This window comes from Streptomyces sp. NPDC005799 (assembly GCF_040630525.1).
GTDB lineage: Bacteria > Actinomycetota > Actinomycetes > Streptomycetales > Streptomycetaceae > Streptomyces > Streptomyces griseorubiginosus_B.
Map to the genome: position 1 here is coordinate 1 of NZ_JBEXXQ010000104.1, position 11,407 is coordinate 11,407.

General features: G+C 66.8%; 10 protein-coding genes and 1 pseudogene. 5 read left to right on the plus strand and 6 right to left on the minus strand.

Going from position 1 to position 11,407, the window contains the following annotated elements:
- Positions 1-113: 113 nt before the first annotated feature.
- The 5 genes from ABZ453_RS48740 to ABZ453_RS48760 all read right to left on the minus strand — a co-directional run bounded on the left by ABZ453_RS48740 (position 114) and on the right by ABZ453_RS48760 (position 5,281).
- Positions 114-425, minus strand: a complete 312-nt coding sequence (locus tag ABZ453_RS48740; protein ID WP_359026196.1) for a replication initiation protein, RepL2 — start codon at positions 423-425, stop codon at positions 114-116.
- Positions 425-877 carry a MarR family transcriptional regulator gene (locus ABZ453_RS48745; protein ID WP_359026198.1) on the minus strand — a complete coding sequence of 151 codons (453 nt, stop codon included), beginning with the start codon at positions 875-877 and terminating at the stop codon, positions 425-427. The genes ABZ453_RS48740 and ABZ453_RS48745 overlap by 1 nt, the downstream gene beginning before the upstream one ends.
- Before the next feature lie 1,241 nt (positions 878-2,118).
- Positions 2,119-2,493, minus strand: a complete 375-nt coding sequence (locus tag ABZ453_RS48750; protein WP_359026200.1) for a PIN domain-containing protein — start codon at positions 2,491-2,493, stop codon at positions 2,119-2,121.
- Positions 2,490-3,794, minus strand: a complete 1,305-nt coding sequence (locus ABZ453_RS48755; RefSeq protein ID WP_359026202.1) for an AMP-binding protein — start codon at positions 3,792-3,794, stop codon at positions 2,490-2,492. Before ABZ453_RS48755 ends, ABZ453_RS48750 begins: the two co-directional genes overlap by 4 nt.
- 32 nt (positions 3,795-3,826) lie before the next feature.
- Positions 3,827-5,281: an FAD-binding protein gene (locus tag ABZ453_RS48760; RefSeq protein WP_359026204.1), complete on the minus strand. Its 1,455-nt coding sequence runs from the start codon at positions 5,279-5,281 to the stop codon at positions 3,827-3,829.
- A 13-nt stretch (positions 5,282-5,294) separates the two neighbouring features.
- Here ABZ453_RS48760 and ABZ453_RS48765 point away from each other — a divergent pair.
- From ABZ453_RS48765 to ABZ453_RS48780, 4 genes and pseudogenes are all read left to right on the plus strand, one after another.
- A pseudogene (locus tag ABZ453_RS48765) lies at positions 5,295-5,795 on the plus strand (acyltransferase domain-containing protein); the annotation flags it as partial.
- Between the two features lie 812 nt (positions 5,796-6,607).
- Positions 6,608-7,414: a hypothetical protein gene (locus tag ABZ453_RS48770; RefSeq protein WP_359026206.1), complete on the plus strand. Its 807-nt coding sequence runs from the start codon at positions 6,608-6,610 to the stop codon at positions 7,412-7,414.
- Between the two features lie 719 nt (positions 7,415-8,133).
- Positions 8,134-9,117 (plus strand): ParA family protein, encoded by a 984-nt coding sequence (locus ABZ453_RS48775; protein ID WP_359026208.1) that lies wholly within the window; start codon positions 8,134-8,136, stop codon positions 9,115-9,117.
- Between the two features lie 302 nt (positions 9,118-9,419).
- Positions 9,420-9,830 carry a hypothetical protein gene (locus tag ABZ453_RS48780; protein WP_359026210.1) on the plus strand — a complete coding sequence of 137 codons (411 nt, stop codon included), beginning with the start codon at positions 9,420-9,422 and terminating at the stop codon, positions 9,828-9,830.
- 216 nt (positions 9,831-10,046) lie between these two features.
- Here ABZ453_RS48780 and ABZ453_RS48785 read toward each other — a convergent pair whose 3' ends face one another.
- On the minus strand, positions 10,047-10,271 hold the full coding sequence (locus ABZ453_RS48785) for a hypothetical protein (RefSeq protein WP_359026212.1): 225 nt from the start codon (positions 10,269-10,271) through the stop codon (positions 10,047-10,049).
- Positions 10,272-10,405: 134 nt separating this feature from the next.
- On the opposite strand from ABZ453_RS48785, the gene ABZ453_RS48790 reads away from it, so the two are divergent.
- Positions 10,406-11,182: a hypothetical protein gene (locus ABZ453_RS48790; RefSeq protein ID WP_359026214.1), complete on the plus strand. Its 777-nt coding sequence runs from the start codon at positions 10,406-10,408 to the stop codon at positions 11,180-11,182.
- Positions 11,183-11,407: the final 225 nt, after the last annotated feature.

The following is an 11,407-nucleotide window of genomic DNA, read 5'->3' on the forward strand; positions in this document are numbered from 1 at the left end:
CCTCTCAACCGGCCCCGTGGCGTTGGGGGGGGCGCGCGGGGGCATCCCTGGGGGGGTTTTGGGCGCCCCGCCCCTCATGTACGTGACGTACATGAGGAGCGGCCCGCAGAACGTCAAGTAGCGCGTCGGAGCGGTACGACGACGTTTTCGCCCATGCGCTTGGGTTCGAGACGGTAGTACTTGATGTGTCCGATCCTCTCGGTCTCTTCCAGCCAGCCGGCTTCGATGACCTGCTTGCGTGTGCGGGAGAAGACGGGGGCAGCCATGCCAACGAGCTTGGCCAGGTTGGCAGCAGTCTCGAGAACCGCCCCGGAGCGATCGGTGGGGTGGAGGGCGTACAGCATGACGACGAGGCGCTGGTTGGCGGTCATGCCGGCCGTCTTTTCAAGCAGTTCGAGGTTCTTCTGCTTGTCGTCGCTGCTCATCACTGGGCCTCCCACCGCGCAGGCGCGTTCTCGTTGAAACCGGGGATGTCCGGCGGGTTGCACGTCTTCACCGCTTCACGCTGCTCGATGCCCGTCCCGTGGAAGGCGATGTATGGGCTGATCCGGTAGAAGTTGTAGTTGCCGATGCGTCCTCGAACGATCAGGATGCGGTGCTTGACCAACTTCCGGTTGATCTTTCCGACAGCGTCGCTAGACATCCCCACCCGTTTGGCGATGTCCGCTCCGGTGGCTCTCAGCGGTTCCATTCCTTCCGGTGAGACTCCGATCCACCATAGGACGAGGAACTTCTGGCTGGGCGTGAACGCCTTGGATTCGGTGATGGCCTCGACACGGGCCTTGTCGACCTGCGTATGCCTGCCGGAGAAGGCGTACGGCGCGTACGGGACCGGCTCGCCAGTTTCGGCGTCAACCAGTCGGCGTAGTGCTCCCAACAGATCCTCCGTGCAAGGGGATTGATGGATGGTTCACCAGGTACGGCTGTGAGGCCGACCAGATGAACCTAACGTACATGAGCAAGAAGTCAATCAACCACGCCTGTGGGCCCTGTCGCTTGCTTCCCGAGCACGGGATCGAGCTGCTGCGCGACGGCTGCTCCGGGCTGGACTCGGGCTGGACTCATGTACGTCACGTCAATCTGGTACGGCTGCAGGATCGTGATACCCAGATCGTTGAGTCGTTGTGGCAGATCGCTCGGTCGCTGCCCCAGTTCATGAGGTCGTGGTGTGCGTTTCTTGGAACTGCGTGACACGATTGAGGGATCTGTGTAGTCAGGTCCGCGGATCGCTTTATGCGGCCGGGGGAACTGCCTGCCAGTTCGGTCGATCTTGGTTGAGTGGGTGTTTATTCAGGTCAAGTGGCTAATGATCGGTGCGTTCTCTTACTTGTGTCAGCAGCGGTCGCCGTTGACGTGTCCTCCTGGGGGTGCCAAGGCGATTCGATCAGCGGACGCCAAGGTCACGCTCGCATCGCCGTACTCAGCCCTCGTCACTGAAACAAATCCGAGCCCCCGGGCCGCGCCCCACTTCGGTCCGCAGGGAGTACGGACCACTCCCCTGCTGCGTTGTCCAGCCATGAACCTCTGCTGTATCCACCGTCCCGCCGCCTTGCGGCGCGCACGGATTGATGCACAACGAAACGGATTCGCACCGGTAAGTGGTGGGGCCAGCGGGGTCCAGGCGCTGGCCAAGGCCAATGCAGTTGCTTTAACCCGACCTGTGCCCCCTCCCACCCATTCGACCTGCACCACCGAAAGTCCGCCACGACGATGCGGTGCGCCGACGGATTAGGTGCACGTATGTTGCAGTAACCCTCTCCCGGTCTCAGCCACGCTTCCTGTGTTGAAGGCCCCGACGGACTCGCTCGCGCCCATGGCGAACGACGACCCCGGCGGGGCACCGCAAGCCCGCCAGGGCTGAGGAGCTACCGACCCGCGCGCCCGTATCTCTAGAGCACAAAACGCCGTTGACCTTGAGGGGAAGGGCAGAGCAATGCTAGGGAACGGGTGCGGATCGGCATCTTGAGGAGAGTGTTCACCGCCGAGTTGGTCGACGCAGCGATAGCCAGCGTGACGGAGCGGAACGTCGACGCTGCCCGGGCGGGCGGCGGCCGCGGCCAGCTGAGCGGCGCTCGCGGAGCTTTACACCGACCCGCTGATCATAGACGGGCCGAAGGGTCAGGTCGGGTTCAGCGGAGTGATGCCGGTGCCCGCATACAGCTCGGGTTCCAGCGAAAGGACAGTGAGCGGTTCCCCGGCCTTCACCGCCTGCCAGGCGATCGCTGCCGCATGCACCACCGGCCAGTCGACGCTTCTCCAGTCCATCGCATCCACCGCGTGCGCCGCGGTGAACGGCACGTTCTCCGCGAACCGCAGGGACGCCGCATGCTTGCCGGCACCGGCGACCTTCCGTTCGGCGGCCAGCACGGACAGCGACGGAACGATGACCCGGCCGGTGCCACGCGAGGCCTCGATGTAGAGGCCGGTGAAGAAGGGATCCGCACGGTACAGGGCGGCCAGAGCGGTGTGGTCCAGGACGGCCGTCAGGTTCATGCCGCGGCGCCGCCCTGATGGGCGCGGATCTTCGCCCAGGCGTCCTGGCCGGTCTGCTGGACCTGCTCGGTGTACTCGATGCCGAGCTCGCGGGCAGCCTCAACAGCACGCTGCTCCCGCTCGGCCGCCGTGAGCTCCCGGGTGGCGAGGTCCTCCAGCAGCTCCGTGATGGTGGTGCCGCGCTCCTCCGCGAGGATGCGCAGCCGGTCGCGCACTTCCTCGCTGGTTTTGATGCTCGTTGGCTTGCTCATAGCGCCGATTCTACCGCCGGTAGACACGATGGAGGTCGCGCATTCCATCGCGGCGTCGGCGCAGATGGCGTCCCACCCCCAAGCGAGCTCCCGGAGGCCCAGGCAACCTCTCCGGCGTTCGGCCAGGTCGTGCCGGAGGAGGGTGCGCCATGCGGTGGGCGGGGCGCACAGGCTGGTGGCATGTTCCTCACGGAGGATGTCCAGGAGGAGCGTCGGGTCGCCGCTGGCGGGGAGGTTGACCGACAGGACGCTCGCCTCGGCGTTGAAGGGGCCGAAGAAGCTCGACCAGGCGTGCTTGGCCCAGCCGGGGGCGGAGATGTTGACATGGACGTCGCCCGGGACGAGGCCGTTCCAGTACATGCCGGTCAGGTGGCCGATGGGGTAGCTGCTGTGGGTGTGGGAGACCATCTTGGGCCGGGATGTGGTGCCGGAGGTGAAGTAGACGAACAGCGGGTCGTCGGCATGGGTGAGCCGGTCGGGGCGGAAGTTGGGGGACTCGGTGTAGGCCTCGCGGTACGGCGTCCATCCGGCGGTGTCGGACCCGACGGCGATGCGGGTGAGGTGGGCCGGTGCGGCGGCGAAGGCGCCGGTGAGGTGGTCGGCCGTGATGATGTGCGCCACCTCGCCGCGGGTGAGTCGGTCGTGGAGGTCGGCCTGCGAAACGGTGGTGTAGGTCGGGGTGACGACTGCGCCGACCTTCATCGCCGCGAGCAGTGCCTCCCAGACGGCGACCTGGTTGTCGAGCATGAGCAGGAGGCGTTCACCGGGGCGGACCCCGAGGCGGCGCAGCCAGTTGGCGACGCGGGCCGAGCGCTCGGATAACTGCGCGTAGGTGACGGATTCGGACCGGCGGTCAGGTCCGATGATCTTCACGGCGACACGGTCGTTGCCGCGGGCGATTTGGTCGAACCAGTCGAGGGCCCAGTTGAAGTAGGTGGGGCGTGGCCAGGTGAAGCGGGCGACGGCGGCGTCGTGGTCGGTGCGCAGGGAGAGCAGGAGGTCGCGTGCCGCGCGGAATTCCTCGGTGGCGGCGGGGTTGTGGCCTGTCACGGCGGTGCTCCTTGTGGGGTGGGGCCGTCAGGTCAGAGGTCGGCGGCGATGGGCCGGGACAGCGCGGTGGTCGGCAGCGAGTGCCGGACGGGGTGCGCGCCGATGGGGGGCTTGTGGCCGAGGACGTCTGCGGCGATGGCGTCGGCGTCGGTGTGGAAGCCGACCATGGCGTCGGGCCGTCCGTTGCCGATCTGGGTGAACCAGCGCAGGTCCTCGGTCGGGATGCCCAGCGCGTACAGGCCTCGCGAGGGCCGGCCGGTCGCGTCGACCAGGCGGTAGGGCTTCTCGGTCACGGCCAGCGCGCCCGTGGCGAAGCGGGCGCCGTCTCTTGCGTTGATGTTGACGTGCACGGATGCCAGACCGTCGTTGATGAGCTGGCGCATCAGGGGGGAGGCGTCGATGCGGGCGTCGGCGCGCGGAATTCGGGCGTCGATGAGGATCTCGGTCTCCTGGTACGACCCGGTGACCTGCGGCGACTGGAGGGTGAAGCAGCCGGTGTCCTCGTTGGTCCCGATGCGTAGGCTGGGGCCGACCACGGTCAGGACGCCGGCCTCGATGAGGGCGATCGCCTGGGAGACCCGCACGGCCGGAGGGCCGGCGGACACCATGGTGTTGATGGGGTTGAACCAGCCGAGGAACTCGTCGCGGTGCGAGTCGGGGTGCAGGCTGGAGAATTCCACCGCGTCGCGCACCACTCCGCGGATGTCGCGCAGGATGTCCAGGGCGGCCTTGAGCGGGTTGTCGAGGTTTCCCTGTTCGGCCTGGCGGGCGTCGTCGCGCAGCAGCGAGGTCAGCCGTTCGTGGAAGGCGCCCGGGCTGGTGAAGGTCTGGCCTGTGAAGGGGCGGGCCATGGTCTCCAGGTCGATCGCGGGCAGGTCGGCGAGGCCAGCCTCCTTCAGGAGGGGCGCCGTGCTCTCGGGCTCTCCGGCCGCGGAGCGGTGCCAGTTCGCGAAGACCTGTGCCGCGCGTTCGCCGTCGCGTCGGCGCACGTGGGTGGTGTAGTAGACGTGCTCGACCTCGCGGAGCATCAGCGGCAGGACCTGCGAACGGAAACGTAACTGGCCGTCGCCCGTCGCCGAGCGGTTCGCCCGGCGCAGGTCGGCGAGGGCCTCGGAGGTGAAGAACACCGGCTGGTAGCGGTAGTAGGCGTCCTTCTGGTTGCGCCCGCGGGCCAGCATGGGCAGGCCGCTGCGCGAGCCGGCGACGATGTGCGGCTCGTGGCCAGAAGGCGCGTACTCCAGGCTGCCGTCGGAGCGCTGCACGAAGTGTCCGCCCCGGCCGACGGTCAGTTCCGCGGCGACGTCGTAGAACGTCAGTCCGAGTCCGAGGATGCCCACCGGGGTTCCGACGGTGAGTTCGTCGAGCTCCATGTCGGCGGCGGACGCGCCGCGCAGGTAGCGGGTGCCGCGGTGGCGGGACGCGAAGTCGAGCAGGTCGCGGTCGGCCCTGCCGGCGATGTGGTGGGGGTGGCCGGTGGTGAGAACCACCTTGTCGGCTGTGATGCGCCAGCGGACACGACAGGCCATCGCCCCCTACGCCGACACCGTCTGCGTCGCCGCGGAGAAATCACCGACCACCACGGTCGTCGCCGGCAGCGACACGGCGCTGACCGCCCTGGAGGAACAACTGCGCGCACACGACGTCCTGTGCCGAAGGGTGAAGGTCAACGTCGCCTCCCACTCACCCGACATGGACTCCTTACGCGACGACCTGGGCAACCTCCTCAACGGCCTCACCCCGGCCGACACCAGCTGCCACATGGTCTCCACGGTCACCGGCCGACTCGTCGGCGGACCCGAACTGATCGCCGCCTACTGGATCGACAACCTCCGCCGGCCCGTCCGCTTCACCGAGACCGTCCGCACGGTCGCCGAACGCGAACGAAGCGTCTTCGTCGAGATCAGCCCGCACCCGGTACTGTCCGCAGCCGTCGGCGAGACACTGGCCGCACACGGACTCGACGGATACGCGGTGGCATCCCTGCGACGCGGCCAGGACGAACACACGGAACTGATCCGCAGCGCGGGCCGTTTCTTCGCCGCCGGCGGCAGGATCGATTTCAGCCGCTGGTACGCCGCGCAAACACCCCCCGTGGCCCTGCCCCCTTACCACTGGGACACCACCCAGTACCGGCAGGACACCGCCCCCCAGCCCGTCGGCCCCTCCGGGACCCGCGTAATGGGCGCCAGCCTGGGCCAGCTCGGCGCCGCCGACTGGACCGGCGGTGTACGGGTACGCGGACTGGCTCCCGTACCACCCGTCCTGTCCCTCGCAGAGCTCCGCCGCCGCATGCGGGACCATGTGCGCGGGCTACTCGCCCCGGTGCCCCGCAAGAACAGCTGGCAGCTGGCCGAACAGGCTGGCCACTCCACCCCTGACGGCCTGCAGCACCTCCAAGACTGGCTCACCGCCCACCCTCACCCGTAGGACGGTGCCGAAGCTGCGGGGGCACGAGTCACCGACACCCAGACCAAGGTGTCGGAAGACCACTTGGGGAAGATCCGCGCGACAGTCGATTGGATCAAGACTGTGGACGCGACCGGCATGTCGATCTCGACGAACAACTCGCCCAGTTGCTGCGGCCAGTAGCCATGGGGGCGGGTCCGCCCGCCTACGACAAGTACGGTGCGAATCTCCCGACAGTTGTCGTGCAACTTCGGTGGCCATCCGAAGGTCGAAGGGCCGACGTACGACAAGTACCGGTGCTCCGGCACATCGTCGCGCATCCCTCCCCCATTGGGGAGTCGTGTCGAGACGGACACAATACGTGGATTCACATTCTGTGAATCAGCACCAGGCGGCACACTCGAGGGATGGCAGCACGTACTTCTCGCAAGCCGGATGTGAAGAAGCCCCTGCTCAAACCGCGCACCCTGATCGGGCCTCTCGACACCGCCGCACTCGTCGGGATGCTGCGCCAGCTGCACGAGGACGCAGAAGACGAATCGCTGAGCCGGATGCCTGCGGACGAAGAGCTGTACGGTGCTCTCCTCCACCTCGAAGCCCACGCTGGTGCACTACGGAGTGCAGAGGCCCGCCGTGTGGCTGCCATCACGCGCGTGAAGCTGTGGGAATACGTCCGCGAACAGGCGGACATCCATCAGGCCAGGGCGATCGAAGATGCCCGGGAAGCGAAAGCCGAGTGGACCCAACTGGTGCCGGCCCTGGCCGTGCGGACCGCTAGCGCCGCGTACAACAAGGCGACTCGTCTCCGCGCTGCGGCACTGACTGACGCTTCCCGGGGTGTTGACGGTTCTGTGCGCCGCACACCAGAAGCTGTGCTCGAGGCGGAGCGGCAGACGGCGCTCCGTGAGGCCGAGGCGCGTCGAATAGCGGATGAGGCGGTCCGCCGCCATGACCTTCTTGTGCCGGTCGCACGGCGGCTGGTCGAGCACAGAGCCGGCTTGGATGATGGTGCGGACGTCACCGACTGGCTCGATGAGGTCGCCACAGTTCTCCCCGACTGCACCACGGCGACCCGGATCGTCAGTCTCAGGACCTATGTGGCGGCCGTGGTCCGTGAACTGAGGAAGATCGAGCGGACGACAGGGTGCCCGGCGGCCGCTACTCCCGAGGCTCAACTGGCGTATGAGGCTGCGGCCGCCCTTGTGGCCGGTTGACTTCTCCCCCAGCTGAAGCAGGGAGGTTCTTCCCTCGCGGGTTGAGTTTTCTGCTTCTCGGACAGCAGCTGCCCCGAACTAGCGGCAGGGGACGTTGGTACGCCCAGCAGTCTTACGCCGGCTCCACAGACCTGACATCCCGCCAGCCCGGCGGTAGGCCTGGTCGGCTTGGTTATCGCCGACCGGGCGCAATACAAACTACCTCTTGCCTGCGGGTGGTTGGCGGTGAATGCCGATCCGCCCTGGCGGCGCATCGGCTGTCCCTGCCCTGCTCCGCAGGAGTCCGTTTCCTCCCCCGCCTGAAGGCGGGGGTATCCACGGAGGAATCCCGATGAAGCCACGTAGAGGCTCACGTGATGCCTGCTCTCGGCACCGCCAGCGGCCCCTTTTCCCGCGAGGGCAGGCTGTGGCGCTCGGCTCCCCAATTGGGGAGTCTCATGCGCTGCAGCGCATCGTCCGTGGGTCCTGTAGACGCAGTGGCCGACGAGCCTCGTAGACGTTTCCCTTCCGTCTCCGCAGCGATGCTATGAGCCGTCCTATATGGCGTGCCAGGTGCGCTGTGACCTGCAAGGCTCCGTTTCGGGCTGGTCTTCAGGCCTGAGCAGGGGAATATGCCTGCGCTCTTCGTCGGCCGCCTGCGTGTCTCACTGGGCGAGCACGTATGCAACTTTAGCATCGATAATCACATTATGTTCGCTATGAGATGAGAGGTGAGGTGTGTGAACCGGGCTTTCCAAGGACTCGGCATCGTCGACCTCAGCAGAGTCAAGACTGCTCTGCAGCGCAGACTGCATCTGATGGCCGAGGGCCTCCACGCCTCCAAGATCTTCGTCATCGTCAACGGCAAGGGGGGAGTCGGCAAGAGCAGCCTCTCTGCCGCTCTGGCCGTCGCCCTCTCCAAGCTCGGACTCCGCGTCCTTCTCATGGAGATGGACGAACAGGGCAACAACGGCGAGGACCTCGGATTCACCGGCAGCGACCTCGACGACGGAGGACAGGCCCAAGCAGCCGCCATCCTGGATGGCAAACCCCTCACACCGACCGGCGAGGCCCGCCCCAACCTGTATGTGATTCCAGGTGGTGCCGCACTCGAAGACATCATCGAGGAGCTGTACTGCCAGCGACGCGCGGCCAGGTTCACCAACACCCCGGAGGACCAGACCGCCTGGATGGGGATGTATGCCTCCGCCCTCGACGCAGTACGCCATCTCTACGACGTGATCATCCTGGACGTCGCGCCCGGAAGTGAACCCCTGCAGTTGCAGGCACTCGTCGCCGGAGACATGGTCCTCATTCCCTCCCGCAGTGATCCCTCCTCTCGAAAGGGACTCCGTACCGTAGCGCGGCGCTTCGCCCGCGCCATCGCCCTCAACCCGGCGCTACGGCTCCTCGGCGTCGCCGTCTTCGGTACGAACTCCACTGCCACCAAGGTGCAGTCCAACATCAAGGACCAACTCGCCGCCGACCTCAAAGGCAACGCACCGGTTTTTGACCAGTGCATCCGACACGTCGAGTCCGCCGCCGTCGCCTGCAGATCCCGAGGCAAGGTCCCCCAGGAACTCGTCGGCCTGAAAGACCTCGATCCCGCCCTGCACCGCTCCATCAAGGCCCTGGCGGGCGACTACAAGTCACTCGCGATGGAAGTCCTCCAGGCCAAAGCCAATCTCGACGCCGGACACCACCATGCAGGAGATGCAGCATGAGCAAAACGACCGCGAGCGACAACACCAGAAGCGGAGGCCTGCCCGAGGACGACGGGAGCCTCGACGGTTTCGCCCTTCCTCAGGCTGCTGCGGCAGCATTTGCCCCCGCTGCCCGGCGCCCTGCACCTCCCGCACGTCCGGCAAGCCCAATCGATGCCGCTGCAGCGGACCATCGGCCGGCTGGCGCCGCCCTGCCCGACATGGCGCCACCCCAGCAGCCCCCCAGGCCTGCTGCGCCGCACAACCCGGCACCCGCCGCACACTCCCGTGCCGACTCCCAGGACCCCTTCCCATGCCTGATCATGGTCGATACGGAGGTGCGCAGACGGTTCGAGCAGTACCAGACGACCCAGAAACTGGCCACCGGCCACGAACCCACCAACGCCGTCGTCGTCCGCCGGGCCTTTCTCCATGCCAAAAGGCACGACCTGTTCCAGCAACTGCGAGAAGACGTCCGGCGCCAGCAGCAACCCCTCGCCGAGGAGGACCTCGACGAGGACGGCCTCTTCGGAGACGTCCCGAACCGTCGAGTGGAGCGTGGACGAACCAAGAGCCGCACCCAGCAGTCGTTCCGTCCCTCCGGACGCGAACTCGCCGTCTACGACGCGTTCTGCGACTCCTACCTCTTCCCGAACCGCAGCGACTTCCTCAATGCCGTCCTCGACGCCTTCCTCCCTCCGCTTCCATCAGGTCCCAAGCGCTCCGCGCGGTGACGCGGCGCCGCTCCCTCCGACTCGAACGTGCAAGAAGGGGAGGAGTACATCCGACCGGCCTTGGACACCGCCCGGCCACGTAAGCCGACATTGAATGCGTGATCGATCATGGAAAGACGCCGCTCCCCGAGGTGGCCGCCAGCACGGGCACCGCCTTCCTGGTCCGCAGGTGGCACTCCGTGCGCGCTCTGGGGGAGCGGAGCCCTTCGCGCTGTCTCAGTCCCGGCGCCGGTGACCGCGCCAGGCGGCGAACAACCCCGTGCCAGCGGAGGTGACAGCGGCGAACGCTTGCGGGCCGGCCAGGATGAAGACGGTGGTGACCGCTGCAAGGAGACCCAGCAAGGCGATGAAGTCCAGCGTGCGTTCAGCGAGGGTGGCGGGCTCGCCTTGCTGCCGGGCGGGACGCTTTGAGCGGCCCGTGATGTGTGGTTTCTCAGCCATGCCGCCAGTGAAGCGGCTGGCAGCGGGAATGCTCTGACTGTCGAACGGTCCCGCAGCGTCCCGGACGCCGGATGTCGGCGAACGCAGTCGGACGGCTTGGGGCACTTCTACTCGCAGGCGCCGGGGGTGAGTGAATGGACGAGCAACAAGGGTTGGCGGAACTTGCCGCGGATCTGAGGGCTCTGCGGATCAGGCAGGGTAACCCCGCGCTGCGCGAGATTGAGCGATACGCCCCAGCAGACCGGCCGCTTCCCCCGTCGACTGTCAGTGAGGTCCTCAACGGCAAGCGCCTTCCGCGGCTGGACCTGCTACTCGCTCTGGTGTGCACGCTTCTCGGCTTCACTGACACCAACCACCGGCCCGTCCCGCTGCGGGATCCGCGCGTTGAGGCCTGGCGTGACCGGTGGAGTGCCCTCCAACTCCTCCACAGTTCCGCTCAGCAGACCTCCCCTGGGACGGTGCCGGTAGAACCGGCAGGTGAAGTGAGGGAACCAGAGGCTCCATCGGCGTCGGGCGAACCCTTTCGAACCGTCCGGATCTTCGTGGCGATGCCCGGGACCTCGATGGGCACCCGCGCACGCTGGACGGACGTCGCAGAGATCCGCCGCCAGCTCCTGGAGCCCGTCGCCCGCCTGTTGAGCGAGAGCTTGGACTGCGATAGCCACCTGGTCATCGAGAAAGAGAAAACGTCCATGGGGACGATTCACCGCTCGATGTTCCAGGAGGCTATGGACGCCGACGTGTACATCGCCGATCTGAGCGGCGCCAACCCCATGCGAGGAAGTGGCATTATCGGTGCCACTGGCCCCACCGGAATCGGTCCGACTCGGTCCCACGTAAGTGTTCGGTTCCGGCTTGAATCGGCCCCACGGGAAGCCGTTCGCCCTGTTCAGCGACGGGGCCAGTCCTGACCGGAAGCAGGTGTGCCCGGTTTGTCCTGGAGCCGCGCCAGGCCGGAGAAGTGGGGCCAACTGCACCGGTAACGCCAAGGAAGGGCGGCGCCAGTTCTGCTGACCCCTCCCGATGCTCTTCGTCTCGCCGCTAGTACTCCAGCAGCACTTTGACGTTTTCCCTGTTCAGGGGCGGTTTCGGTGAGTGTAGTGGGCTGATGGTCGGCCCGTGTCCTCTTTCCCGGA